Consider the following 25,317-nt stretch of genomic DNA (forward strand, 5'->3'; position numbering starts at 1 on the left):
GATCTGGTCGTGGGGGGGGGGGGGGGGGGGGGGGGTGGGGGGGGCCCCGCGGCGGGGGGGGGGGGGGGGGGGGGGGGGGGGGGGGGGGGGGGGGGGGGCGGCGCCGGCCCGGCACCCCCGCCCGGCCCGCGCGCCCGCGCCGCCCGGCACAACGGCAGAAGGCCCGCCCCACCAAGGGGACGGGCCTTCCGGATGCCGTGAGTCAGACCAGGTCGAACCGGTCGAGCTCGGTGACCTTGCGCCACGCGGCGACGAAGTCGCGGACGAACTTCTCCTTCGCGTCATCGGAGGCGTAGACCTCGGCGATGGCGCGCAGTTCGGAGTTCGACGCGAACACGAGATCCACGCGCGTCCCGATGCCGACCTTCTCGCCGGAGCCGTCCTTCGTGCCCTCGAACGCGTGCTTGCCCGAGTCGAGCGGCTTCCACGTCGTGCCGAGGTCGAGCAGGTTGGCGAAGACGTCGTTGGTCAGCGCGCCCGGCGTGTCGGTGAAGACGCCCCAGTCCGAACCGTCCCAGTTCGCGCCGATCGCGCGCAGTCCGCCGACGAGCACCGTCATCTCGGGCGCGGTGAGCGTGAGCAGGTTCGCCTTGTCCAGCAGCAGGAACTCCGCCGGCAGCCGCGTCTCGCGCGAGGCGTAGTTGCGGAAGCCGTCGGCGATGGGCTCGAGCCACCGGAACGACTCGATCTCGGTCTGCTCCTGCGACGCGTCCGTACGACCCGGGGTGAAGGGAACCTCGATCTCGACGCCGCCGGCGAGGGCGGCCTGCTCGACTCCCGCGTTGCCGGCGAGGACGAGCAGATCGGCGATCGAGACCTTCTTGCCGCCGTCGGCCTGCGCGTCGAATTCGGCCTTGACGTTCTCGAGCACCGAGAGGACGGATGCCAGCTGCTCGGGGTTGTTGACCGTCCAGTTCTTCTGCGGCTCGAGGCGGATGCGCGCGCCGTTGACGCCGCCGCGCTTGTCACTGCCGCGGAAGGTCGACGCCGCGGCCCAGGTCGTGGTGACCAGCTGCTGCACCGACAGGCCGCTGTCGAGGATCTGCTGCTTGAGCGCCGCCGCGTCGGCCGCGTCGATCAGCGGGTGGTCGACTGCCGGCACCGGGTCCTGCCACACGAGGACCTCGTCGGGAACCTCGGGTCCGAGGTAGCGCTCGCGCGGGCCCATGTCGCGGTGGGTCAGCTTGAACCAGGCGCGAGCGAATGCATCCTGGAAGGCCGCGGGGTCTTCGAGGAAGCGACGCGAGATCTTCTCGTACGCGGGGTCGACGCGCAGGGCGAGGTCGCTCGTGAGCATGCGGGGCTCGCGACGGCCTTCGGAGTGGGCGAGCGGCACCATGTCGGCTCCCGCGCCGTTCTTGGGGCGCCACTGGTGCGCACCCGCGGGGCTCTGGAAGAGCTCCCACTCGTAGGCGAACAGGATGTGGAAGAACTCGTTGTCCCAGCGGGTGGGGTGATAGGTCCAGGTGACCTCGAGACCACTCGTGATGGTGTCGTCGCCCTTGCCGGTGCTGTGGCTGTTCTTCCAGCCGAGACCCTGGTCCTCGATGTCGGCGGCTTCGGGGTTCGCCCCGACGTTCGCGTCGCTCGCGGCGCCGTGGGTCTTCCCGAAGGTGTGTCCACCGGCGATGAGCGCGACGGTCTCCTCGTCGTTCATGGCCATGCGGCCGAACGTCTCGCGGATGTCGTGCGCCGACAGCTGCGGGTCGGGGTTGCCGTTGGGGCCCTCGGGGTTGACGTAGATGAGGCCCATCTGCACGGCGGCGAGCGGGCGCTCGAGCTCGCGGTTGCCCGTGTAGCGCTCGTCACCGAGCCACGTGGTCTCAGGACCCCAGTACACGTCGTCGTCCGGCTCCCACACGTCGGTGCGGCCACCGGCGAAGCCGAAGGTCGGGAAGCCCATGTCTTCCAGCGCCACGTTGCCGGCGAGGATCATGAGGTCAGCCCACGAGATCGACTGGCCGTACTTCTTCTTGATCGGCCACAGCAGACGACGGGCCTTGTCGAGGTTGACGTTGTCGGGCCAGCTGTTCAGCGGGGCGAAGCGCTGCATTCCCGCGCCGGAGCCGCCACGACCGTCGGTCACGCGGTACGTGCCGGCGCTGTGCCACGCCATGCGGATCATGAGGGGGCCGTAGTGGCCGAAGTCGGCCGGCCACCAGTCCTGCGACGTCGTCATGACCTGCTGGATGTCCTTCTTGACGGCATCCAGGTCGAGCGCCTCGAACGCTACACGGTAGTCGAAGCCCTCGTCGAGCGGGTCGCGCTGCGCGTTGTTCTTCGCGAGGATCTTGACGTTCAGGGACTCGGGCCACCACACGCGGTTGGCCGACCCCTGGGTCGGGTGCGGCAGAGCGCCGGCGGGTTCGCTGTCGGCGGGGGCTTCGCCCACCGGCAGACGGTTGTCGTCGGGCGCGGGGCCGTCGTGGAAGACGGGGCATCCGTTCAGAGTGTCGCTCATCGGGATCCTCTCGGTTTGTCGGCTTCGGACTTCGCTCGACACTCGGGACAGATCCCCCAGAACGTCACCTCGGCGGTTTCGATGAGGAAACCGCTTCCTTCCGGCGCGTGGAGGCACGGAGCGGCCCCCACGACGCAGTCCACGTCGTCGACGCGGCCGCAACCGGTGCAGACGACGTGGTGGTGGTTGTCTCCCACCCGGAGTTCGAACATGCCGGGATGACCGGCCGGCTCGATGCGTCGCGCCAGTCCGACGTCGGCGAAGTCGCCGAGGGCGTTGTACACCGACTGCATGCTGGTGCCGGGCAGAGCGCCCCGGATGGTCTCGAAGACGTCGTCGGCGGTGGCGTGCGGCCGAGAGCGCAAGGCCCCCAGCACTGCCACGCGGGTCGCGGTGACCCGCAACCCCGCGCCGCGCAGGAGCGCGTCCGCGGTGGCATCCGTCCGATCGTCGAGCATGCTTCCATCCTAGCTATTTTTGAATTAATCAAAAACAACGCGCCGGAGGTGGTGAGGAATGGTGGATGCCTCAGCCCGATGTCAGCGTCGGCGTACCGGCCTCGTACTCGGTGACGTCGCCGGTCTCTCCCGCGCGCGCGGCGCGCCGCCCCAGCAGCAGCATGTACGCGAGGAAGACGCCCAGTGCCGCGGCGCCGATCGCGATCTTCACCTGCCACGGCAGCATCGATGGCGTCACGAAGCCCTCGACGAGCCCGGACAGTCCCAGCGCGAACACCAGTCCCACCGCGACGGTCGCCAGCGCGCGGCCCTCCGCGGCGAGCGCTGCGGATCGCGTTCTCGGCCCCGGGGCGACCCACGCCCAGAAGATGTGGAGGCCGGCGGCCCCGGCGACGAAGATCGCGGTCAGTTCGAGAAGGCCGTGCGGGAGGATGAACTGGAAGAAGACGTCGGAACGGTCGAAGGCGATCATGATGGCCGCCGACGATCCCACCCCGATGGCGTTCTGCATCAGCACCATGAGCGGCCACACGCCGGTCACACCGAACAGCACGCACTGGGCCGCGATCCACGCGTTGTTGGTCCACACCGTGCCGGCGAAGATCGCGTTCGGGTTCTCGCGGTAGTACTGCACGAACTGCTCGTCGGCGTAGTTCTGCAGTTCGCTCTGCGACCCGAGGGCCGCGACAGCGCGCGGGTCCGACGAGATCCAGAGGGCGACCAGCGCCGCCACGACGACGAAGCCCACCGCAACGGCCAGCGTCGTCCAGCGCACCCGGTACAGGGCGGCGGGAAGCTGCCGCAGGAAGAATCGCGGGGCCTGTCGCAGCACGTTCTCTCGGACACCCGTGAGTCGGAGGCGGGTGCGGGCAAGAAGGATCGACACGTAGTCGCCCTGCGGGGTGCGGCCCGCCGAGGTCTTGATGTCGGCCAGGTCGGCGGATGCCGCGCGGTACCGGGTGACGAGTTCGTCGACCTCCGGTCCGGTCAGGCGTCGTGAACGGCCGAGCTCGTCCAGCCGCGCCCATTCGTGCCGGCGGGCGGCCGTGAGGGCGTCGAGGTCCATATGGTCAACTGTACGCATGGCTTCTCCCGCGGCATCCCCTCCGCCCCCCGCAGCCCGGGCTTCCCGCGTCCACGCCGCGGCGGACGAGACCCTCACCGGCGAGGCCGTCGCGCTCGATGTGCAGCCGCTCGGCTTCTTCCTCCGGGCGGTGAGCTGCCTCATCGACATGGCCGCCGGGGTCGCACTTCTCGTGATCGGGTCACTCACCCTGACGGCCCTCGTGGGCAGCGGAACCATCCCCGACAGCACGCTTCGCATCGGGGCGATCGTGCTGATCGTGGCGGTGATGGTCGTCGTCCCCACCACCGTCGAGACGCTCTCGCGCGGGCGCAGCCTCGGCCGCCTCGCGGTCGGGGGCCGCATCGTCCGCGTCGACGGCGGTGCCGCCGGTTTCCGTCAGGCCTTCATCCGCGCCCTGGTCGGCGTGCTGGAGCTGTGGTTCACGCTCGGGGGCATCGCCGCGATCGTGGGCATGTTCACGCCCCGGGCGCAGCGGCTCGGCGATCTGCTCGCCGGGACGGCATGCGAGCGCACGCGGACCCGACCGCTCCCGGCGGCGGCGCCCGGCATCCCCCCGGGGCTGGAGGGATGGGCGGCGGTCGCCGACGTCTCGCGCCTCCCCGACCGGCTGGCCGCGCGCATGGCCCAGTTCGTGCGCGGGGCCGAGGCTCTGGAACCCGCGGCGCGGGCCCGCGTGGCCGCGGGGCTCGCTGAGGCCGTGCGGCCCTACGTCTCCCCCCTTCCGGACGTGGACGCCGAGACGCTCGTCCGAGCCGCGGCGTCGGTGCGCCGCGACCGGGAGTACCGCGCGCTCCTGCTCGAGAACGAACGGGCGGCCTCGCTCACCGATCACACGTGAGTCACACGCCTCGTTGCGTCCGCGCCAGCCCGACGCCTCGCAGGCTCGAGCGGGACGGCGCTTCTCAGGCGCGCAGGGTCTCGTGTCGCACGACGACCCATCCGCGCGGAACCGACAACCGATCCGCGTGGAGGGCGCACAGGTCGTGCGCGTGCGGGTCGCCGGCGCGTCCGAGGGGGCCGAGAGCCGCCATCTGGTCGCCGTAGTCGTAGGTGAGGGTGCTCATCGCCTCGCGGGCGCATCCCACCTTCGAGCAGAGTCTGTCACGCATCGCGGGTCAGCCTAGGCGGGCTCAGCCCGCGGTCGGCGACGCCGCGCCGCGGCCGAACGGGGTGGGTCGGCACGCGAACACCGGTCGAGCGGATGCCACGCGCCGATGGCCGCGCCCGCCCGGCGTCCGCCGGAACGCATCGCGGCACCCCGACGAACGTAGGATGGGCCCATGCGTCGTCGATCCCGTGAGACCCGGCCGGTCGCGCGCCCCTCACGCCACGGTCGCCACGGTCGCCAGAACCGCAGCCCCGTCGTCCGCCCGCCGCTCCCGCCGCTGGACACGCGCATCGAGCGGTTCGACATCGCGGTGAGCACGGCGGCCGAGTTCCTGCGATCGGCGTGGAGCGATCTCCGGGACGTGTCTTTCGAGGTCGGCATCATGCCGCCGGCGGCGACCGGGGCGATTCCTCGCTGGCAGGTGCTGCGCGAGCAGAAGCGGATCATCCTCTACCGCATTCCCATCGAACGCCTCGGCCATCCGCATATCGACGACGATCTGCATCGTCGCATGATGATCGAGGGTGCCGTCTTCCGCGCGGCCGCCGAGTACCTCGACCGCGACCCGTGGGATCTCGGTCCCGAGCGCTTCCGCTTCTTCTGAGCGCTCGCGCCGCGGGGGTCAGGGCAGGATCGTCACGGCCCCGGCCGCGGCATCCGCGGGCCACAGGGGATACGCGGCGAGCGCTCCCGGCGCCGAGTACGACACCGCCGCGTGAACGGGGGCATCCGGAGCGAGCTCGTACACTCCGGCGTTCACGGGCACCGCGACGGATCCACCGGCGGGGACCGCCACCGTCACCGGGGCTCCCCCGTCCTGCGGCGTCAGGGTGACCGACGCCGCGCCTCGCGCGGCATCCGCCGCGAGGACGATCGAGGCACCGGCTCCGCGCGCGACGGCGACGAGACCGGATGCCGCGAACTCCGGCGACGGGGAGTACCAGGCGAAGTCGGCCCCCTCGCCGAACCCCGTCGTCGACCACACCCCGCCGACCACGGGCTGCGTCGCCTCGACCGACACGGTGAACGGTCCCGGGGCCAGGCCCGAGAGGTCGAGAGAGGTGGGCGTCTCCGCCGGCAGTTCCAGCGTGCGCGGATTCCCCGTCACACCCGCCCCGCCGACGGGAGTGACCGTCACCGTCGCCGACGCGTCGGCGCCCGGCGAGAGCAGGCGCAGGACCGTGCCGGCGTTCCCCTCGCCCGTCGTGAGCACCGAGACACCGGGGATCACCAGGGTCGTCGCCGCTTGGGCGAGCGGCGCGGCCTGGTCGCTCCCGCCGGGCAGGAGCACGCGGGTCAGACTCGTCTGCAGCGACGCGCGCACGGGGGCACCGGTGGCGACGACGCGCACGACCGGGCTCTCCTCGCCGAGCAGCAGACCCGCCAGCGGGACCACGCGCTGCGCGCCCGCAGGCACGACGAGACCCGTTCCGGACGGGGGTGTCGAAACCCCCTGCGCGCCGTACACCGACAGCTGCACCGTCGCGGGTACGTCGCCGGGATTGCTCAGCACGACGAGGTCGTTCGCGCCGGTCGTCGTCGCGCCGGCCACGAGCCAGGACTCCGCCAGGGGCGGACGGCACGCCGAGGCGCTGAACCCGGTGAGGTCCGGTGACGCCGCTGTGGCGGACCCCGCGGCGGCGAAGGGGGTTGCGACGCGATCACGCGGCGGCGCCCGGAAGACCGTGGCATCCCCCGACCCGTCGCCGGTGGCGCCGCTCACGCTCGACACCTCGGCGTCCGCGGCATCCGGTCCCGACACGACGTCCTGCGCCGCCCCGACGGTGAGCCCCGCGGCCGACTCGGCCGCGCGGCCGAGCGCGAAGACGGGACCGTCGCACGCGACGACGGTGTCGGAGGGAGCGGGGGTCACCTGCAGACGCACGGGGTCGGCCGTGAACGAGGGCCACGGTGCCGCGATACCGGCCACCGCCCCGACCACGACCGCGGTGGCCACGGCGCTTCCGGCGACGACGCGTGCACTCGTGGTGGCCCATCGGGCCAGGCGACGATCACTCATCGGGTACCTCCCCGAACGGGTCCGACCATGCGGGGCGTCCGGCGGGCGACGCGGCGCGACGCGGCGGTGGGAACGGCCAGCAGCCCAGCGATCAGAAGCACAGCGAGAGACCCCGCGGCGACGAGCTGCTGGAGGCGCAGGCGGTGGTCGTCGAGCGCGGCACGAGGCTGCACATCGGACGTGACGCGCCACAGGTCGCCGCGCGCCGTCGCGCCCACGCCGTCGAGAGCGTCACGCTGATCGAGAGAGGTCGCCGCCGTCAGCCGCGCGCCGCGGATGACCTCGTCCTCTCCCGCGGGTCCGGGTTCGAGAAGCACGAAACCTATGCCGCGCGCCGCGAGACCGGCCACGGCGTCCTCGGACGAGGGCGTGACGAGGTCGGCGGCGAGGGCGGCCAGCTCCTGGTCGGCTGGCCGCGGCTGGGTGCGGGTCGCTTCGAGCGTGCTCTGACCCCCGAGAGTCGCGCTCCCACCCCACACGACGTCGACGCGCAGACCGTCCGCGCGCGGGTCCAGCACGATGGTGCCGACGGCCATGGAACCGCGTCCCTCGGCGGCCACGAAGGCCGGCAGCGTCGAGACCGGCCCGTTGGTGACGAGAGCACGCGGCGACTCGGTCGCCAGCGCCGTCAGCGCGGGAGCCACCGCGACGAGCAGGGCCGTGAGGGTCACGACCGCTCCGATCGGCCGCAGAAGGCGCACCCGCTCGACGATGCCCGCGTCGAGGGCGGTGACCGCCGCGCCCACCACGCCGAGCCAGGCCAGGCTCAGCCCGGCACCCGGCCACAGCGGCACGGGCGCGGCGCTGTCGAACGAGACCGCGACTCCGACAGCCGCGAACGCGGTGGCCAAGCCCGTCGCAGCGATCAGGAGCAGCCCGGAGGCGGTGAGCCAGCGCGGGGTCAGCACCGACAAGACGGCCAGCACGGCGAGGGGCACGGCGAGCAGAGCGACCCACCACACCGGGCCATCGGTGAGACTCGCCCAACCCCCGGGGTCGGAGGTCGGGAAGCCCGCCGCGATGAGTGCGCGGCCGAGGGGGTCGGCGCTGGCCTCGTTGCCGGCGAAGGGAACGCCGGGGTCGGCGAGGAGCCCCCACGGGTTGCCGAGGCGCACCTGCGTCCAGATGAGCGGTGCGAACACCACGATCGAGGGCACGACGAGCCACACGACACGAGCGATTCCCCGCGGCGCCGCGAGAGCGACCACCACGAGAGCCGCCGACCACAGCACGATGACCGCGGGTGCGAGCGAGGGAGAACAGGCCAGCACCGCGACGAGCAGGATGGATGCCGCTCCGGCGGGGGCCCACGACCGGTGGGCGACGCTCGCGGCGAAGAAGAGCCACGGCAGGAGCAGGTGCAGGAGCAGCGGGGCGGGACGGCCCTCGACGAAGGCCGCGAGGAACGTCGGCGCGAGCGCCCACGCGATCGCGGCGGTGATGCGAAGGAGCGACGACTCCGTCACGCGCGTGGCGGCGAACCACCCGCCCAGGACCGCCAGGGGCAACGCCAGGATCCACAGGACCACGAAGGCGCGCGACGGTTCGGCGGGGGACAGTGAGCCGAGCAGCGCCACCAGCGCGGAGAAGGGGTCGGCGGGCCCGATGACATCGAGTCCCAGGGGTCGCGCACCCCAGGCAGCGTCCTGCCACAGCTGGGCTACCGTGGCGCGCAGCGGCGCCATCGCCCCGCCGCCGAGGACGGGCCAGGCGAGCAACGGGGCGAACAGGAGCGCCGAGACCGCGAGCGCGCCCAGGACCGCCCACGCTCCACCGCCCACGAAGAAGCGCAGCTCGGAGCGCACGGGGGCGTCGCTGTCGACGGCGTCGCTCTCCCACCGCAGTCGCATCTCGGCGTTCGAGACGCGCAGCGGGGCGATGCGCGACCATCCGACCGCGCGGACGGAACGGATGCGCCGACGCGCTCGCGCAACCGCCCCCATGCGCGCCATGACCAGCAGGGTGGCTCCCCATTCGGGGGCGACCTTGTACGGGACCTTGGCGACGAGGTGCGCGATCGTGCGTCCGAACGCCAGCGGAAGATACGACAGCCAGTGCAGGACCACCGCGGGCGCCGGAGCGTAGGCGAGACGACGATGCAGCTGCGCCGTCCGCTGAGCGAAGGCGCGGCGCCGCGCGCGTTTGCGCCCTCGCGCCATCGCGGCGACACCATCCCCGGCCACGGCCACCCGCGCGGCCGGGACGAGCGACACCCGGTCCCCGGCCAGTCGCGCACGCACGCTGAGGTCGAGACCTTCGTCCGCCCCGCCGAGCGCCGGATCGAGACCGCCGAGCGTGCGCCAGGACTCCCGGCGCACGAGCATCCCCCGCACATCGGCGCCGAGGACGTCGGCATCCCCGTCGCGTTGGCCCTGGTCCAGTTCGCCCGCCGCCAGTTCGACGGTGCGCCCGTAGCGGGTGACGCTGACCCCTAGCGAGACGATCTCGGCCGGCGCGTCCCACGCAACGAGCTTCGGAGCGGCCACCGCGAGCGAGGACGACAACTCCAGCGCACCGGCCAGTCGGAGAAGGGCGTCGGGATCGGGGGCGGTGTCCTGCGCGAGCAGCCACACGGCATCCCCGGTCAGGCGCGGCGTCGCCAACGCGGTCGCGGCGGCGAAGGGCGTTCCGGGCGAGGCGGTGATGATGCCCTCGGCCCCCGACGCCGCGGCGATCTGCCGGAGCTCCGGGTCGTTTCCGCACAGCACGATCGTGAGCGCGTCCACCGGCCGGGTCTGGGCGGCCAGCGCCTGGAGGGTGCGCGTGAGGTGGGGGGCGGCAGGGATTCGTCCTTCGGGGCGGACCACGAGAACGGCGTGTACACGGGCGGGCATGGCGTGGTCAGCCTAGGCGGGCTGTCGCACGAATGCCGACGCCGCGCCGCGGGTCACCGGATCCCTCGATCCCCGGACCCGGATGCCGCGGGTCAGGCGCGACGCTTGAGCTTGCGACGCTCGCGTTCGCTGAGGCCGCCCCAGATGCCGAACCGCTCATCGTTCTGCAACGCGTATTCGAGGCACTCCGAGCGCACGTCGCACGAGGTGCAGATGCGCTTGGCGTCGCGGGTGGACCCACCCTTTTCGGGGAAGAACGCTTCCGGATCGGTCTGGGCGCACAGGGCATCGGTCTGCCAGGCGAGAGTGTTCTCTTCGGCGGCGTCGATGTCTCGACGGACGCCCGGAACACCCAGGTCGACCGGATCGACGAACCAGTTGTCCGGGACACCGGACCGGTACTGCGATGTCGCCATCTCGCCCTCCCCCTCGTTCGATCCCCTGACGCTGACGCGTACGAGTAATTACACCCGTGTCATTCCGTCAGGTCAAGTCGCGGATCGTAAACCCTCAAGGGCGAGGTGAACCTTTACGACGTCGCCTCGGCGTGTCGCGGCTCTGCTCCGGGCATCGCGACGAACACCTCGCCGCCCGAGACCGTCAGGGGCGACTCCTCCGGCGTGACCAGCGCCGCCCGACCGGGGGCGAGCGTGAGGCTCGCTCCCGAGGCCCCCGTGACCGTCGCCTCGCCCGACACCGAGAGGGCGATCGACAGGCCCGCAAGGTCCACCGAACCGGACCGGCCGCCCGCAGTGACGTGAGCGAGGGCGAAATCCCGGATGCCGGGGGCGAACATCTCCGCCCCCTCCCCGGCCGCCCGGGCTTCGAGGACCGGCGGCGCGGCGGGGCGGAAGTCCACCAGCGCGAGCAGCTCCGCGACGTCGATGTGCTTGGGGGTGAGACCGCCGCGCAGCACGTTGTCGCTCGCGGCCATGATCTCCACGCCGAGACCCGCGACGTAGGCGTGCAGGACGCCGGCGGGAACGAAGATCGCTTCGCCGCGCCGGAGGTGGACGAGGTTCATCAGCAGCGCCACCACGATGCCGGGGTCGGCCGGGTAGGCAGCGGCGAGTGTGCGCGTCTGATCGAGCTCGGCGGCGAACTCCTCGGAGTGCGCGGATGCCGCGGCCTCGACGATCTGCGCGATCTCCGCGCCCTCGGCCTCGCCGAGCAGCCACGCGATGGTCTCGCGCAGAGCCGCCGCGGGCGAGGCGGCCCCCAGCTTCTCTCGGAGGGTGCGGACACCCTCGCCGTCCCCGAGGGTGGCGACCAGGCGCCGGGTCGCGTCCACGTCGCGCAGGCCCGCGAGCGCGGTGAACGTCTCACTGAGGGCGACGATGACCTCGGGCTTGTGGTTGTCGTCCTTGTAATTGCGGTGGCCGGCATCCCGCGGAACGCCCGCGGCCTCCTCCCGCGCGAAGCCTTCGACGGCCTGCTCCTTCGACGGGTGCACCTGGATCGACAGCGGCGCTCCGGCCGCGAGCAGTTTGAGGAGGTACGGGAGACGGCCGGGAACACCCTCCTGTCCCCCATGAGCGCAGAGCCAGTCGTCCAGCGTGAGGTCGGACCCGTCGTGCACCCGGGCGGGGGATCCCGGGTGATCGCCGAACCACACCTCGGCCTCGGGCGAGCCGGAGGGGGTGCGACCCTCGAGGTCGGCGAGAAGCGTCGCGCTCCCCCAGGCGTAGTCACGAGGCGTGTTCGAGATCTCAACCAGCACGGCGTCAGCCTACCCGGGGCCCCCGGTATCGACGGGGCGAGAGGTAGCCTGATCAGACCATGGCGATGCACACCACTCACCCGGTCTCGGCGCTGCCGACTCCCCCGCCGCGGGAGACCACGGGACACCTGCTCCTGCGCGCGTGGTGCGTTTTCGTCCTGTTCCTCGCCCTCGGGGGCGTCGGCGTGATCAACGCGATCGGACTCGCCGCCACCGGCGTCGTCGTCGTGGCATCCGCGATCGTCTCCGCCGTGCTGTGGACGATCCTCCGCCCGCCGGTGGCCCTCCGGCGTCTCCCCTGGCTGGCGTTCGGCTACGTCGCCTGGGCGGGCGCGTCGATCGCGTGGAGCGCGTGGCCCGCGGCATCCGTGCTCACCTGGCTCCTCCTGGCGATCACCACTTTCCAGGGGTTGTTCATCGGGGCGGTGCTGACGTGGCGCGATGTCGTGGGAGCCGTCGCCTCGGCGGCGAAGTGGGTCGTGGGGCTGTCGCTGCTGTTCGAGCTCGCCGTGTCGCTCTTCGTCCGCGGACCGCTGCTGCCCGGTTTCGCGGTGCCCGAGGGCCGGATGGACCCCATCGTGTACTGGTCCCGCGACAACCTGTTCGACGGCGGACGTCTGCAGGGGATCTTCGGCAACGCCAACCTCCTCGGCGCCGCGATGCTCGTCGCGATCATCGTGTTCGCGATCCGCTACGCCGCGAAGGCGCCCCGACGCCCGCTGCTGCTCGGCTGGATCGCCGCGGCGGGGTTCCTGTTCGTCCGCGCCGGCTCCGCGACGAGCATCGTCGCCGCCGCCTTCGTCGTGCTCGTGCTCGCCACGGTGCTGGTCATGCGCACCGCCCGCCGGCCCGGCGAACGCACACGGTGGTACCTGCTCTACGCGGCCGTCGGTCTCGGCGCCGGGGCCGCGCTGTGGTTCGGACGAGAGACCGTTTTTGGCGCACTCGGTCGCGACAGCGACTTGACCGGCCGCGAGGGCATCTGGGCCGACGTCCTCACCCGCGCCGACCAGCACCCGATCGTCGGCTGGGGCTACTCGACCCCGTGGATCGCGTCGGAGCCCCTCATCGACGGGTGGATCGTCGACCACGGTCAGACCGTCGTGCAGGCGCACAGCATGTGGCTCGACACCTACCTCCAGCTCGGCGGCGTCGGCGTGGTGCTGCTTGTCCTGACGATGCTCGCTTACGTGTGGCGGTCGTGGTTCTTCGCCGTGGATCGTCCGCGCTGGGACCTGCGCGCCGACCGACCGTACTCCCCCCTCACCCTGCTTCCGACGATGATCGGCGGCCTCCTCGTCGTGCAGGGCCTCACCGAGTCCGCACCTCTTCTTCTGTGGGGGTGGATGTTCGTCGTGCTGTTCGGGGCGAAGATCAAGCAGTCCCCGCTCGTCGGTGTCGGCCCGGCCGAGCAGAGCATGTCGATCGAGCGCGGCGAGCTGCAGAGATCGGGGTCGTGAGCCCGGCCTGGCGCGCGGAACGACCCGACGTCGGGGCGTTTCTGGCTTCCGCCGACCTGGCTCGGGCGTTCACCATCGCTTCGTTCGCCGCCGTCTTCGGCGCGTCCGCAATCCGTGGACTGGCCGGCGACGTCGCGTACGCGACCATTCTGATCGGGCTCGCCGTCCTGGGTGGCGCCGTCCTGGTGGCCCGGAGGCAGGAGTTCGAGGTGCTCCACCTGGCACCCACGACTCTGGCGGTGTTCGCGGCCTGGGCGGGCGCCAGTGTCCTGTGGAGCACGGACGCTCTCCTCACCGTCGCGGGCTGGGCTGCACTCGTCGTGGTGTCGATCCTCGGGATCGTCATCGGACACGTGCGGGACGCCCACCAGAGCGTGCGGGCGCTGGGAGACGTCTTGCGCTGGCTCCTCGCCGCCTCGCTCGTGCTCGAAGTGCTCAGCGGCATCCTGTGGGACACCCCGATCCCGTTCCTCGGCATCCGCGGCGACATCGACGAGCTCGGACCGGTGCAGGGACTGTTCGGCAGCCGGAACGACCTCGGTGTCGTGACGGTCATCGCGCTGCTGACGTTCCTCGTCGAGTGGCGCACCCGGTCGGTGAGCCCGGGCACGGCGGCGGGGTCGGTGATCCTCGCGGCTCTGCTGGCCGTGCTGAGCGGTTCGCCGACGATCATCGTCGTCGCGGTGACCACCGCGGTCGCCGCCGTCGCTCTCGCGCTGATCCGCGCCCTTCCCCCGCGGCGGCGGCGTGCCGCGCAGCTCTCGCTCGGCGGCGCGGTCATCGCCCTCCTGGCTCTCGCGTGGGCGCAGCGCTCCGCGATCGCCGGCGCCCTCGACGGCCGGGCCGACCTGTCACTCCGTACCGACCTGTGGGGCGAGATCCTGCGGTTCTCCGACTACCGGCCGGTGGCCGGCTTCGGTTGGTTCGGACCGTGGGCGCCACGGGAGGCACCGTTCAGCGCGGTCAACTTCATCCTCGGCCAGGACCACGCGTCCGCGCTCAACGCGTACCTCGATGTCCTCCTCCAGCTCGGCTGGGCGGGGCTGCTGGTCTTCCTGGTGCTGTGCGCGCTCGCGCTGGCCCGCGCGTGGCTCGTCGCGGGGGAACGGCGTTCCGTGGTGCACACGTGGGCGCCGTTGACGCTCGTCGCCCTCCTCACGGTCTCGCTCTTCGAGAGCTCGGTGCTGTCGGGATCGGGCCTGCTGCTGCTCGTCCTGTGCGCCGTCCGCGCGGGCCAGTCGAGGTCATGGCGTGAGCGGTTGGACAGGCGCGCGGACCCGCGCTCGGGACTCCCCGCGGATGCCACCGACACTCAGGGCGGCCCCGAGAGCGCCGGGTAGACTTCGGGCTGGCCGCCACGGCCCGCGCCTTTCGACGAAAGATCTCTTCGTGACGTACACCCTCCAGAACGCCGTGCTCCCGCTGGACCGCGATCCCGATCTGCTCCCCCTGTACGTCGACCCCGAGACGTGGTCGACGATCGACGAAGAACCCGTGCGGGTCACCAACGTCGCGCAGCTGAGCAACGTGCTCGACCGCCACCGAGCACGCATCGTCGCCGGGCGCCGCGTCTCGTTCGGCACGTACTTCAACGCGTTCCCCGCCGCCTACTGGCAGCACTGGACCGCCGTGCGCGATGTCCGTCTGACCGTGCGCACCTCCGGGGATGCCACGATCCTGGTGTACCGCTCCAACGGCGGCGGCACCAAGCAGCGCATCGAGACGCGCGAGGTGCGCGGGGATGCGACCAGCTCCTTCGACCTCGTCCTCGACCAGTACAGCGACGGCGGCTGGATCTGGTTCGATGTCGCCGCGGACCGCACCGATGCGATGTTCGAGGGCGCGGAATGGACCACTGAGCAGGAGCCGGTGCGTCCCGGCAAGGCGAGCATCGGCATCACCACGTACAACAAACCCGACTACTGCGTGAGCACACTGACGGCCCTCGCCGACGCGCCCGACGTGCTCGACGTGGTCGACCGCGTGTTCCTGATCGATCAGGGCACCGACCTCGTGGCCGATCAGCAGGGCTACCCGGCGGTCGCCGAGCGCCTGGGTGACACCCTGCAGATCATCCGCCAGCCGAATCTCGGCGGTTCGGGCGGTTTCGCCCGGGCCATGGTCGAGACCCTCGAGCGCCCCGACAGCGACTTCGTCCAGCTCCTCGACGACGACGTGCGCATCGAGCCGGAGTCCATCCGACGCTCGGTCGTCTTCGGCCGCTACGCGTCCGTCCCGACGATCGTCGGCGCGCACATGTTCGACCTGCTCGACCGCCCGAAGCTCCACGCGTGGGCCGAGGTGGTCGACGACGCCCCCTTCATGTGGCGCGCCCTCTTCCAGGAGCGCCTGCCGCACGACTTCAGCGTTGCCAACCTCCGCCAGACACCGATGCTGCACATGCGCCTGGACGCCGATTACAACGGCTGGTGGATGTGCCTCATCCCGACCAGCATCCTCCGCGAGATCGGCCTCTCGCTGCCCGCGTTCATCAAGTGGGACGACGCCGAGTTCTGCGTCCGGGCCCGGGATGCCGGCTACCCGACCGTCTCGATGCCCGGCGTCGCACTGTGGCACGTGTCGTGGGTCGGCAAGGACGACTCGATCGACTGGCAGGCGTACTTCCACGCTCGCAATCGCATCGTCGCGGCGCTGCTGCACTCGCGCACACCGCTGGGCGGAACGCTCATCCGGCACAGTCGCCGCGTCGACCTGAAGCACCTGATGATGATGCAGTACTACCCGGTGGAATTGCGGCACCGGGCCCTCCGCGACGTCCTCTCGGGTCCCGCGCACATGCGGCAGACACTGGACCGGGCGATGCCGGAGGCGAGGATGATCGCGCAGAAGCACCCCGAGACCCGCATCCACAAGGATTCCGGAGTCCCGCTGCGCTCGCGACTCGGGCGCCAGGTGTTCAAACGCCTCAAGCGGAACCAGTTCGACAGCCCCACCGGTCTGGCGCTGCGGACGTTCACCGCCCGCACTCTCCTGTCGCACTGGTTCCACACGCCGCGCCCCGAGAACATCGCCCAGCCCGAGGTCGAGTTCGGCAAGGGCGACGCCCACTGGTGGCGCGTCCCGCTGTACGACAGTGCGCTGGTCAGCGCCGCCGACGGCTCGGGCAAGAACGTCTACACCCGCAACCGTGCGCTCTTCCGCCGCATGCTGGTCGACAGCGTCCGCCTGCACCGGCGTCTGCAGAAGGAGTGGCCCACCCTTTCGCGCCAGTACCGCGAAGCCCTGCCCGACCTGGCATCCGAGGCGCAGTGGCGCAAGACGTTCGAGGAGAGTGCGTGAGCATGGCCTCCTTCGATCCGGGTACGGCGACCATCGTCGTCGTCACCTACAACCGCACTCCCCTGCTCACGCGCCTGCTGCAGAGCATCGAGCGGATGTCCCCCGCGCCGGGTCACCTCGTGATCGTCGACAACGCCTCGACGGATGACACCACCGAGGTCGTCGAGTCGTTCCGCGACCGGCTGCCCACCGAGCTCGTGTACCGCCGTCTCGAGACGAACACGGGCGGATCCGGGGGGTTCAGCGAGGGCATGCGTGTGGCCTACGAGCTGGGTTCGGAGTGGATCTGGCTCATGGACGACGACGTCGAGGTCGTCCCCGATGGCCTGGACCGGATGGGCCGATGGGCTCCGCGGTTCCGCAGCATCCAGGGACGCCGCTACGACTACGACGGCAGCGAGTTCTACTGGCAGTACCGCGTGGCGGAATCGATGGCGATCCCGATCCCCTTCGCACCGGCCGGTTTCGATTCCTCGGGGTTCAAGCCGATGAACTCGGGATGCTTCGAGGGCATGTTCATCCACCGCGATGTCGTGGCGAGGATCGGCCTCCCCGACCCGCGCTTCTTCATCTACTGGGACGACCAGCTGTACGGGTGGCTCGCGTCACGCGTCACCGAGTCGGTCATCGTCGACGAGTTCGTGCTGCGCCGCACCCGCGAGATCAAGCAGTGGGACATGGGCATCCGCCACATGAACGCCTCCAGCGACGCCTACCGGTACTACATCATGCGCAACCGCGCCTACCTGGCGAAGTACTACCGCGAGCTCGGCGTCTATCGCGCGCTCCCGTTCGCCACGGGCACGGCGCTGACCTTCGTCAAGGAACTCATCCGCCTCGTCGTGGTCGAGCGCAAGGTCCGCGGAACGAACCACCTGTTCCGCGGGCTGCGGGACGGGCGGAAGATCTCGCGCGACGCCTCGTGGCGACCGATGCCTCCGCTGGAGCCCGCTCAGCCGGTCGCGTAGTTGCGTGACGGACCTCAGCCGTCGACACTCCGCACGCCGAAACGTCGAGCGAGTCGGCTGACGCGTCCCTCGTGCGCCTCGAGATGACGCACCCGCTCGGAAGCCAGCACCGCCTCGCGTGTCTTGGCGTCCAGTCGCTGCTCGAGGCGCACCCTCTCCTGGTACCCCTGTTCGATCTGCAGCTTGAGGCTCGCGACCGTCTCCTCGAATTCCCGCAGACGATCGGGTTGCAGCGCGTGGACCTCGCCTTCGAGCTCGGACACGCGTCGGCGCGCCCGTTGGAGCTCAGCGAGGATGGGACCCGCGGGCACATAGGGAGCCTTCCCCTGTGCGATCCGACGCTTGTCGGTGACGGGCCACTCGTGGAAGCGCGACGAGAAATTGTCGATGTCAATCCCGCGGTAGTTCACGGTGTCGTCGAGCGCGACCATGACAGACAGCTGATCGCGCCGAGAGTAACGCAGGACATGATCGGCCCACACCCGCATCGCGCGCGAAACCGCATCGGTGCGCCGCCGGAGGAGGATGGCCGTCCAGTGCGGACGCGCGGACAGCACGTCCGGAGACCTCTCGGCGTAATCCGCGAGTTGCTCGTACACACGGGCGCGATCGTCGTAGTTCAGTCGGATGACCTCGTCGAACTCATCGATCAGATGATCGCGGTAGCTGTGCAGAGGAAGCGCGAGATCGACCCCGTCGGGGAGCCACTCCGCGACGAGAACCTCGGGAGTCTCTCGCAATCGGACGGAGGCGTCGATGTACACGCTGACGTCGAAGGGGACATCCGCCTGGGGGCCCAGGATCTTGTGAAGCCGGGCGCTGCGGACGGGGTCCGCGGCGAACCGGGGTTCGACGAGGCGGACCTCCCAGCTGTCGCTGGTCAGCTCCGGATCGTCCGTGAAGCAGATGAAGCGCGCGTCGCTGCGCGCCGAGACGGGTTGGTCCAGCAGTGCGTCGTACTGCCCGAAGATCGCGGTGTAGACGCAGATCCGCGGAGCGTCGGACGGGCGGTTCTCGGCTCGGGCGGGGTCGGGTGCCATCCCGCCACGGTATCGGAATACCGGGTGAACAAAGTGCGGACTGGGGGTTATCCGATGCTCAGCCGGTCGCGTAGTCGGCGTTGTAGAGGTCGAGCACGTCCGCGATCGGAGCATCGAGCTTCAGCGCGCCGCCGTCCAGGTACAGGCCCCGCGAGCAGAACCGCCGCAGGTCCTTCTCGTTGTGGCTGACGAAGAACAGCGTGCGCCCGTCGGCGAGCAGCTCGTCGATGCGGCGATAGCACTTCTCCCGGAACGCGCGGTCCCCCACGGCGAGCACCTCGTCGACGAGAAGGATCGGTTCGTCCAGCTGCGAGACGACCGAGAACGCGAGGCGCACCTTCATGCCGTTGGAGAGGTGCTTGTACGGGGTGTCGACGAAATCACCGATCTCGGCGAAGGCGATCATCTCGTCGAATCGTCGCGAGACCTCGGCGCGCGGCATCCCGTGCAGTCCCGCAGTGAGGCGCACGTTCTCACGGACCGTGAGGTCGCCGACGAACCCTCCAGTGATCTCGATGAGCGGCGCGACACCGCCGTGGACCCGGACCCCGCCCTCATCGGGTAGCAGAACACCCGCGACGAGCTTGAGAAGCGTCGACTTGCCCTGACCGTTGCGCCCCACGACGCCGATCGCCTCGCCCGGACGCACCGAGAACGACACGTGCCGCAGCGCCCAGAACTCGTCCGGGCGGGTGCGGCGGGCCGCTCCGCCGAACAGGTCCTTGAACGAGCGACCTCCCCGGCGGTTCCGTCGGAAACGGACGCCGAGGTCGGTCACCTCGATCGCGGGGCGCTCCATCACAGCTCCTTCAGCACGGGACGCTCGAGCCGCGGGAACAGCCACAACCCCACACCCAGGATGCCGACGCTCAGCACCGCCCCGATGGAGACCGTCATCGCGTCCCACTGGTCGGGGAAGAAGCCGACGCGGTACAGGGTGAAGATGCCCGCGAGCGGATTGAACGCGGCCAGGTCGGCGAAGACCCCGGGCAGATTGCCCACGCCGTAGATGATCGGCGACGCGTAGAACAGGGCCCGCAGGATGAGCCGCGTCGTGCGCTCGAGGTCGCCGAACATCACGCACAGCGGCGCGACGATGAGCCCGAGGCCGACCAGGAGAACGCTCTGGAGGAGCACCGCGACCGGGAACAGCAGCACCCCCCACGACACCTGCGCGCCTGCGAACACGGCGAACAGGATGAGCACCGGGATCGAGAAGAGGAACTCGATGCCTTTGCTCAGGACGATGCGCGTCACCCAGATGCTGCGCGGGATCGAGGTCGAGCGCACCAGGCGCGCGTCCTTCTTGAACGCTTTCGTGAAGTCGGTCACCGCCGAGTTGAACCACACCCACGGCAGCAGCGCCGTGATGAGGAACACGATGTACGGGTCCTCGCCGACGGAGCGCTGGAAGACCTGCGTGAAGATGAACCAGTAGATGCCGCTCATCACGAGCGGGTCGAGCACCGACCACAGATACCCCAGGGCACTCGTGGAGTAGCGCACGCGCAGGTCGCGCGACGACAGCAGCCACAGCGAGTGGAGGGAGCGCCGCGCCGATCCGGGGGCGCCGACGGTGGCGGGGGTCACCGGAGAATCCTACGCCTCACCCTCGGCCGAGCCTGGGCGGAAGCTGCTCGGCGAGCGTCGGAGCGAGGGTGGTCGCGTACGTGCGCGAGAGATGGTTGTCATCGTGGTACACCGCGACGTTCCCGATGACCCCGGGGCAGAAGTCATCCGGGCAGATCCAGGGGGTCAGGTCGACGAGGTGGATGCCGGGTCCGGCCAGCGCTCTGGAGGGATCGGCGTCGGCGAGCGATCCGGAACGCGGCACGGCGCAGTCCAGAGCGTCTTCGGCCTCGACGACGCACGCGTACATGTCGAAGGAGAAGCGCGGGTTGTCGCGTACACCGATCACGTCGATGCCCGCGGACTGCATGCGGTCGACGAACCGGTCGACACCGGGTCGCAGCTCTTCGTCGGCGTCGCCGGCATCCGAGCGGGTCACGACCGTCATGACCGCCGCGGGGGCGATGCGCTCGACGTGGGCGATGGCCTCTTCCCGCCAGTGCGGACACGAGTCCGGGTCGAGGCCCGGATCGTCCAGCCCCATCGAGCATCCCCCCTTGATGAGGAACACCACGCCCCAGCCGCGTTGCGCGGCGACCGGGGCGAGCGCGGCCGTCATCTGCTGAGCGTGCGAATCGCCGATGACCACGAGCGTCTCCTGCGCGCGGGCGGTACCGCGTGTCTCGGAGCACGTGCCGTGCAGGATCTCCGTCTCGACCGCCCTGCCGCCCGAGCACTCCTGGTCGAGGTGCATCCACTCCTCCTCGAGCATCGTCGGGAGCGGAACGAGCGCGGCCTCGGCCGGGGGCTCGGGCAGGGTCGGGTCGCGGAGCACCTCGGCGCCGGGATTATCCCGCAACGCGCGGGCCTGGATCGCGCGTTCCTCCACGGCCGCGGACACCTGCCAGGCGGCGAGAGGGGTGACCACCACCGCCGTCGACACCACCATCACCGCGACCGGCACGAGGGACGACGCGTCACGACGCCGCCACGCCCGCACGGGGGCGTCCACCAGGGTGGTCAGGCCGCGCGCGGCGACCAGCGACGCGGCGACCACCAGGGCGCCGCCCACGAGACCCGCTTCGGACCGCCCCGTCACCACCAGCAAGGTGATCAGCAGCGGCCAGTGCACGAGATACAGGGCGTAAGCGTCGCGGCCGAGAGAACCCAGAAGACGGGATGCCAGCAGCCGCGTCGGTCCGACCGGGCGCTCGCCCGACCCCGAAACGACCACCGCGGCGGCGCACAGTACCGGCCACAGTGCCGGGAAGCCGGGGAATCCGCCCTGGACGTCGACGACGAGGCCGAGGACGAGAAGCCCGCCGAGGCCCAGCCAGCCCACGACGGCACGCAGCCGCTCGCCCAGGCGCACGTGCGGCAGGAGGACGACGAGCAACGAGCCCGCGGCGAACTCCCACAGTCGCGCACCGGTGCTGAAGTAGGCCGCCTGCTGATCGGCCGCGGTGACGACGACGGAGTAGGCCAACGACACCACGAAGACAGCACCGAAGGCGACCCCCACGACGCGATCGGGAGCGAGTCCCCGGCGTCGCACGATCAGCTGGCAGACCGCGAGGATTACCACCCACAGCAGGAATGCCTGCCCCTGCACCGACAGCGACCAGAAGTGCTGCAGGGGGCTGGGTGTCTCGGCGCGGGCGTAATAGTCCACGGCATCCGCGGCCAGGAGGCGGTTCTGCACGTAGAACAGCGATGCCCAGGTCTGCTCCCAGACCGATGCCCACACTGTGGGCGGGTACACCGTGCGAACGAGGGCCAGGACGCCGACGAGCGTCACCGCCGCCGCGGGGAGAAGCCGACGGAAGATGCCGAGAAGATGGCGCCCGGGTCGCACGGGTGCGGACCCGTCCATGCGCCGTACGAAGCCGCGCGTCAGGAAGAACGCGCTCAGCATGAGGAAGACATCGACACCGCCCGAGACCCGCCCGATCCAGACGTGGTATGTGACGACGAGCAAGACCGCGACGGCGCGGAGCCCGTCGATGTCGGCTCGGTACTCCCAGCGGGCCGCATCCACCCGTCCGGTCGGTGCCAGCCCGGCGCGAGAGGAGCGGGCGGCGACTCTCACGCCAGCTGGTTGTTCCACATGGACAGGGCGGAGCCGATGGCCATGTGCATGTCGAGGTACTGGTACGTGCCCAGGCGTCCGCCGAAGAACACGTCCTTCTCCCCCTTGGCGAGATCCCGGTACGCCAGCAGACCCGAACGGTCATCGGCCGTGTTGACCGGGTAGTACGGCTCGTCCTCGCGGGTCGCGAACCGCGAGTACTCCCGCACCACCACGGTCTTATCCGTCGGGTACCGGTCGGCGCGCTCGGGATGGAAGTGCTTGAACTCGTGGATGCGCGTGTACGGCACATCCGCGTCGGCGTAGTTCATCACGCTCGTGCCCTGGAAGTCGCCGATAGGCAGCACCTCCTGCTCGAAATCGAGCGTGCGCCACGACAGCTCGCCCTCGGCGTAGTCGAAGTACCGATCGACCGGCCCGGTGTACACGACGGGAACCTGCCCGACCGTCGCCTTCTTGTTGAGCGGCTGCGCGTCGTCGAAGTAATCGGTGGACAGCTTCACCTCGATGTTCGGGTGGTCAGCCATCCGCTCCAGCCACGCCGTGTACCCATCGACCGGGAGACCCTCCCACGTGTCGTTGAAGTAACGGTTGTCATACGTGTACCGCACGGGCAGACGCGAGATCACCTCGGCCGGCAGATCCTTCGGATCGGTCTGCCACTGCTTCGCGGTGTAATCACGGATGAACGCCTCATACAGCGGCCGCCCGATCAGACCGATCGCGCGCTCTTCGAGGTTGGCGGCATCCTTCGCATCGAACTCCCCCGCCAACTCCTGCACCAACGCACGCGCCTGATCGGGCGTGTACGCCGCCTGGAAGAACTGATTGATCGTGCCGAGATTGATCGGCAACGGGTACACCACACCCTTGTGAGTCGTATAGACCCGGTGCACGTACGACGTGAACTCCGTGAACCGGTTCACGTACTCCCACACCGACGGGTTCGACGTGTGGAAGAGGTGAGCACCGTACCGGTGCACCTCGATCCCCGTCTCCGCCTCGGCCTCGGAATACGCGTTCCCGCCGATGTGATGCCGCCGATCGATGACGGTCACCTTCCGGCCCGACGCAGCCGCGCGCTCCGCGATCGTGAGACCGAAGAAGCCCGAGCCGACGATGAGAAGATCCATGGAGTACAAACGGCTTTCGTGTCGACGGACGCGCAGGGTCAGGCCCCGCGCCCGACCAGTCTACGCGGCGCCCCACCGCGGCCCTCAGGGGCGGACAAGGTGCGGTCCGTTAGCATGGCGTGTCGAAAAGGCCGCGGACGGGGACGGAACTGCATGGGTGACTGGATCAGCGTGATTCCGTCGTACCTCGTCGTCGCCGTAGCCCTGATCGTGCCCGGGGCCGCCGTCGTGGTCGCGGGCTGGGGGTTCCGCAGCCCACAGCGTCTGCTTCTCGCCCCGGCGATCTCGGTGACGGTGGCCGCAGCGGCGGCGTCGCTCGCCCCCCTCGTGGGCCTGCGGTGGAATCTCCTCCCCCTCGCGCTCATGACCCTCGTCGTCGTGGGCATCGCGCTGGTGCTGCGCCGCTATGCCGGTGTCGACGGCGCACCCCCCGCGCGCGGGACAGGGCTGGTCGCCCTCGCGTCGCTCGCCGCCACGGCCCTCGCGAGCGCCGTGATGTTCGCGCGCGCCTTCGGATCGCCCGAGAACATCGCGCAGCGGTTCGACAACATCGTCCACTTGAACGCCATCGCCCTCGCTCTGCGCAACGGCAGTTCCTCGCCGTTCCAGATCGGATCGACGTCCGATATCGGCTTCTATCCGAACGCCTGGCACGCGCTGACGACTCTCGGTGCCGAGCTGACCGGCGCCACGGTGCCGGTCGCCGTCAACGGCGCGAATCTCGCCATCGTGTCGATCCTGTGGCCGGCGTCTACGATGGCGCTCGCCGGCGCGTTCTTCGTGGAGCGGCGTACGGCCTATGTCGTCTCGGCCGCGCTGTCGACGGGGTTCGGGGCCTTCCCGGCACTCTTCTTCAACTGGGGCGTGCTGTACCCGAACCTCGTGGGCTACGCCATGGTGCCCGCGGCGCTGGCCGTGGTGGTCACGATGCTCCGCGAGAGCGGAAGCCCCGCCCTCGTACGGTCGTCCCTGCTGGTCGCCCTGCTCGCCGGCGGCACGTTCCTCGGCCATCCGAACGCCTTCCTCAGCCTGCTGATCTTCGCGGCCGCGTTCGTGGTGAGCACGCTTGCTTTGCGCGCCATCGCGGATCGGTCCCGTGCCTCCGTCATCGCTCTCTCCATCGCCGTCGTCTGTTTCGGCGCGGCCATCGCGGGCACTCTGAGGGTGTTCCGCACCGGTGCAGAACACTCCGCGTGGCTCCCCTGGCAGCAGCTGTCGCAAGCGCTTGGTGAGGGCCTGTTCGCCGCGCCGCGCGGCTTCACACCGACGGTGGTCGTCGCGGTGCTCCTCGTGGCGGGGTTCATCGCCGTCGCCCGACGCCCGCGGTCGTTGCCGGTCCTCGCCCCCTTCCTCGCGGCCGTCGTTCTCTTCGCCGTGTCGTCGGGGCTCCGCATCGACCATCCGCTGCGCGAATGGCTGACGAACCCCTGGTACAACGACTCCAATCGTCTGGCTGCTCTGCTGCCGCTTGTCGCCATTCCGGTCGCCACCCTGGGGGCGGTTGCCGTCGTCGATCTGATCCGAACGTGGGCTCGGGCGCGGCGGGCGCCGCGCTGGCTCGGAGTCGTCGCGACCGTCGCCGGAATCGCCCTGGTGTCCACGGCGGCCGTCGGCCCGAACGTGCGTATTGCGCTCGCGCAGGTGCGGGAGGCGTACGCCTACACCGACGCTTCGCTCATCCTTTCGTCCGACGAGTACGCGCTGCTCGAGCGGCTCGACGAGGAGGTGCCCGAAGGCGCGCTCATCGCCGGCAGCCCGCGAACGGGAGCGTCCCTGGCCCTGGCGATCGCTGACCGAGACGTGACGCAGAAGCACATCTTCGGCTCGCCATCGCCGGAGCTGCTGTACCTCAACACGCACCTTCGCGATATCGACAGCGACCCCGTCGTCTGCCGGAACGTCGATGCTCTGGGAGTCGACTATGTTCTCGACTTCGGCCGTCAGGACGTGATGGACCCTGCGGGCGCGGTCGCCTACGACGGCATTCAGAACCTCGTTCCCGGGCCGCACCTGGTACTCGTGGACTCGCAGGGCACCGACGCCCGCCTCTTCCGCATCGAGGGGTGCTGA

The 25,317-nt window shown here is 70.5% G+C and carries 20 protein-coding genes; 7 read left to right on the forward strand and 13 right to left on the reverse strand.

From position 1 onward, the window contains the following. Positions 1 to 202: 202 nt before the first annotated feature. The 3 genes from katG to MHY30_RS11385 form a co-directional block, all read right to left on the reverse strand. The gene (gene katG, locus MHY30_RS11375) at positions 203 to 2,461 is read right to left on the reverse strand and encodes a catalase/peroxidase HPI (protein ID WP_239277036.1); all 2,259 of its coding nucleotides are present in this window, start codon (positions 2,459 to 2,461) and stop codon (positions 203 to 205) included. Continuing rightward, complete coding sequence (locus MHY30_RS11380; RefSeq protein ID WP_239277037.1) at positions 2,458 to 2,919, reverse strand: Fur family transcriptional regulator; 462 nt, start codon at positions 2,917 to 2,919, stop codon at positions 2,458 to 2,460. The genes katG and MHY30_RS11380 overlap by 4 nt, the downstream gene beginning before the upstream one ends. Positions 2,920 to 2,989: 70 nt before the next feature. Beyond that, positions 2,990 to 3,985 carry a stage II sporulation protein M gene (locus MHY30_RS11385; protein ID WP_239277038.1) on the reverse strand — a complete coding sequence of 332 codons (996 nt, stop codon included), beginning with the start codon at positions 3,983 to 3,985 and terminating at the stop codon, positions 2,990 to 2,992. A 16-nt stretch (positions 3,986 to 4,001) separates the two neighbouring features. Here MHY30_RS11385 and MHY30_RS11390 point away from each other — a divergent pair, with 16 nt between their 5' ends. Next, positions 4,002 to 4,844, forward strand: a complete 843-nt coding sequence (locus MHY30_RS11390) for an RDD family protein (RefSeq protein WP_239277039.1) — start codon at positions 4,002 to 4,004, stop codon at positions 4,842 to 4,844. 64 nt (positions 4,845 to 4,908) lie between these two features. Here the strand turns inward: MHY30_RS11390 and MHY30_RS11395 are convergent, their stop codons facing one another. Next, positions 4,909 to 5,115 carry a DUF3499 family protein gene (locus MHY30_RS11395; RefSeq protein WP_022878762.1) on the reverse strand — a complete coding sequence of 69 codons (207 nt, stop codon included), beginning with the start codon at positions 5,113 to 5,115 and terminating at the stop codon, positions 4,909 to 4,911. 171 nt (positions 5,116 to 5,286) lie between these two features. Here MHY30_RS11395 and MHY30_RS11400 point away from each other — a divergent pair, with 171 nt between their 5' ends. Next, on the forward strand, positions 5,287 to 5,718 hold the full coding sequence (locus tag MHY30_RS11400; RefSeq protein ID WP_239277040.1) for a hypothetical protein: 432 nt from the start codon (positions 5,287 to 5,289) through the stop codon (positions 5,716 to 5,718). 18 nt (positions 5,719 to 5,736) lie between these two features. Here the strand turns inward: MHY30_RS11400 and MHY30_RS11405 are convergent, their stop codons facing one another. The 4 genes from MHY30_RS11405 to manA all read right to left on the reverse strand — a co-directional run bounded on the left by MHY30_RS11405 (position 5,737) and on the right by manA (position 11,688). Further along, the gene (locus MHY30_RS11405; protein WP_239277041.1) at positions 5,737 to 7,134 is read right to left on the reverse strand and encodes a DUF5719 family protein; all 1,398 of its coding nucleotides are present in this window, start codon (positions 7,132 to 7,134) and stop codon (positions 5,737 to 5,739) included. Next, the gene (locus MHY30_RS11410) at positions 7,131 to 9,968 is read right to left on the reverse strand and encodes a glycosyltransferase (protein ID WP_239277042.1); all 2,838 of its coding nucleotides are present in this window, start codon (positions 9,966 to 9,968) and stop codon (positions 7,131 to 7,133) included. Before MHY30_RS11410 ends, MHY30_RS11405 begins: the two co-directional genes overlap by 4 nt. 92 nt (positions 9,969 to 10,060) lie before the next feature. Further along, entirely contained in the window at positions 10,061 to 10,384 is a 324-nt protein-coding gene (locus tag MHY30_RS11415) for a WhiB family transcriptional regulator (RefSeq protein ID WP_239277043.1), read from the reverse strand. Between the two features lie 113 nt (positions 10,385 to 10,497). Next, positions 10,498 to 11,688 (reverse strand): mannose-6-phosphate isomerase, class I, encoded by a 1,191-nt coding sequence (manA, locus tag MHY30_RS11420; RefSeq protein WP_239277044.1) that lies wholly within the window; start codon positions 11,686 to 11,688, stop codon positions 10,498 to 10,500. Between the two features lie 59 nt (positions 11,689 to 11,747). Between manA and MHY30_RS11425 the strand changes: the two genes are divergently transcribed. The 4 genes from MHY30_RS11425 to MHY30_RS11440 are packed head-to-tail and all read left to right on the forward strand — an operon-like array spanning position 11,748 to position 17,416. Continuing rightward, entirely contained in the window at positions 11,748 to 13,148 is a 1,401-nt protein-coding gene (locus MHY30_RS11425; RefSeq protein WP_239277045.1) for an O-antigen ligase, read from the forward strand. After that, positions 13,145 to 14,488, forward strand: a complete 1,344-nt coding sequence (locus tag MHY30_RS11430; protein ID WP_239277046.1) for an O-antigen ligase family protein — start codon at positions 13,145 to 13,147, stop codon at positions 14,486 to 14,488. The genes MHY30_RS11425 and MHY30_RS11430 overlap by 4 nt, the downstream gene beginning before the upstream one ends. Positions 14,489 to 14,537: 49 nt before the next feature. After that, entirely contained in the window at positions 14,538 to 16,448 is a 1,911-nt protein-coding gene (locus MHY30_RS11435; protein ID WP_239277047.1) for a glycosyltransferase, read from the forward strand. A 2-nt stretch (positions 16,449 to 16,450) separates the two neighbouring features. Continuing rightward, positions 16,451 to 17,416: a glycosyltransferase family 2 protein gene (locus MHY30_RS11440; RefSeq protein WP_239277066.1), complete on the forward strand. Its 966-nt coding sequence runs from the start codon at positions 16,451 to 16,453 to the stop codon at positions 17,414 to 17,416. A gap of 14 nt (positions 17,417 to 17,430) precedes the next feature. On the opposite strand, the gene MHY30_RS11445 is transcribed toward MHY30_RS11440, so the two are convergent. The 5 genes from MHY30_RS11445 to glf are packed head-to-tail and all read right to left on the reverse strand — an operon-like array spanning position 17,431 to position 23,247. Continuing rightward, positions 17,431 to 18,456: a glycosyltransferase domain-containing protein gene (locus tag MHY30_RS11445; protein ID WP_239277048.1), complete on the reverse strand. Its 1,026-nt coding sequence runs from the start codon at positions 18,454 to 18,456 to the stop codon at positions 17,431 to 17,433. A 58-nt stretch (positions 18,457 to 18,514) separates the two neighbouring features. Next, a complete protein-coding gene (locus MHY30_RS11450) occupies positions 18,515 to 19,255 on the reverse strand; it encodes an ABC transporter ATP-binding protein (protein WP_239277049.1) in 741 nt (246 codons plus the stop codon). Further along, positions 19,255 to 20,046 (reverse strand): ABC transporter permease, encoded by a 792-nt coding sequence (locus tag MHY30_RS11455; protein ID WP_239277050.1) that lies wholly within the window; start codon positions 20,044 to 20,046, stop codon positions 19,255 to 19,257. Before MHY30_RS11455 ends, MHY30_RS11450 begins: the two co-directional genes overlap by 1 nt. 16 nt (positions 20,047 to 20,062) lie before the next feature. Continuing rightward, positions 20,063 to 22,114 (reverse strand): acyltransferase family protein, encoded by a 2,052-nt coding sequence (locus MHY30_RS11460; protein WP_239277051.1) that lies wholly within the window; start codon positions 22,112 to 22,114, stop codon positions 20,063 to 20,065. Then, on the reverse strand, positions 22,111 to 23,247 hold the full coding sequence (gene glf, locus MHY30_RS11465) for a UDP-galactopyranose mutase (RefSeq protein WP_239277052.1): 1,137 nt from the start codon (positions 23,245 to 23,247) through the stop codon (positions 22,111 to 22,113). The genes MHY30_RS11460 and glf overlap by 4 nt, the downstream gene beginning before the upstream one ends. A 153-nt stretch (positions 23,248 to 23,400) precedes the next feature. Between glf and MHY30_RS11470 the strand changes: the two genes are divergently transcribed. Next, complete coding sequence (locus MHY30_RS11470) at positions 23,401 to 25,317, forward strand: DUF6541 family protein (RefSeq protein ID WP_239277053.1); 1,917 nt, start codon at positions 23,401 to 23,403, stop codon at positions 25,315 to 25,317.

This window comes from Microbacterium sp. ACRRU (assembly GCF_022346945.1).
Lineage (GTDB): Bacteria > Actinomycetota > Actinomycetes > Actinomycetales > Microbacteriaceae > Microbacterium > Microbacterium mcarthurae.

What these genes read in the sequence shown, in the direction of transcription:
- katG (WP_239277036.1), bottom strand. Translation starts at nt 2,461, where the DNA reads ATGAGCGACACTCTGAACGGATGCCCCGTCTTCCACGACGGCCCCGCG.
- MHY30_RS11380 (WP_239277037.1), bottom strand. Translation starts at nt 2,919, where the DNA reads ATGCTCGACGATCGGACGGATGCCACCGCGGACGCGCTCCTGCGCGGC.
- MHY30_RS11385 (WP_239277038.1), bottom strand. Translation starts at nt 3,985, where the DNA reads ATGGACCTCGACGCCCTCACGGCCGCCCGCCGGCACGAATGGGCGCGG.
- MHY30_RS11390 (WP_239277039.1), top strand. Translation starts at nt 4,002, where the DNA reads ATGGCTTCTCCCGCGGCATCCCCTCCGCCCCCCGCAGCCCGGGCTTCC.
- MHY30_RS11395 (WP_022878762.1), bottom strand. Translation starts at nt 5,115, where the DNA reads ATGCGTGACAGACTCTGCTCGAAGGTGGGATGCGCCCGCGAGGCGATG.
- MHY30_RS11400 (WP_239277040.1), top strand. Translation starts at nt 5,287, where the DNA reads ATGCGTCGTCGATCCCGTGAGACCCGGCCGGTCGCGCGCCCCTCACGC.
- MHY30_RS11405 (WP_239277041.1), bottom strand. Translation starts at nt 7,134, where the DNA reads ATGAGTGATCGTCGCCTGGCCCGATGGGCCACCACGAGTGCACGCGTC.
- MHY30_RS11410 (WP_239277042.1), bottom strand. Translation starts at nt 9,968, where the DNA reads ATGCCCGCCCGTGTACACGCCGTTCTCGTGGTCCGCCCCGAAGGACGA.
- MHY30_RS11415 (WP_239277043.1), bottom strand. Translation starts at nt 10,384, where the DNA reads ATGGCGACATCGCAGTACCGGTCCGGTGTCCCGGACAACTGGTTCGTC.
- MHY30_RS11425 (WP_239277045.1), top strand. Translation starts at nt 11,748, where the DNA reads ATGGCGATGCACACCACTCACCCGGTCTCGGCGCTGCCGACTCCCCCG.
- MHY30_RS11440 (WP_239277066.1), top strand. Translation starts at nt 16,451, where the DNA reads ATGGCCTCCTTCGATCCGGGTACGGCGACCATCGTCGTCGTCACCTAC.
- MHY30_RS11445 (WP_239277048.1), bottom strand. Translation starts at nt 18,456, where the DNA reads ATGGCACCCGACCCCGCCCGAGCCGAGAACCGCCCGTCCGACGCTCCG.
- MHY30_RS11450 (WP_239277049.1), bottom strand. Translation starts at nt 19,255, where the DNA reads ATGGAGCGCCCCGCGATCGAGGTGACCGACCTCGGCGTCCGTTTCCGA.
- glf (WP_239277052.1), bottom strand. Translation starts at nt 23,247, where the DNA reads ATGGATCTTCTCATCGTCGGCTCGGGCTTCTTCGGTCTCACGATCGCG.
- MHY30_RS11470 (WP_239277053.1), top strand. Translation starts at nt 23,401, where the DNA reads ATGGGTGACTGGATCAGCGTGATTCCGTCGTACCTCGTCGTCGCCGTA.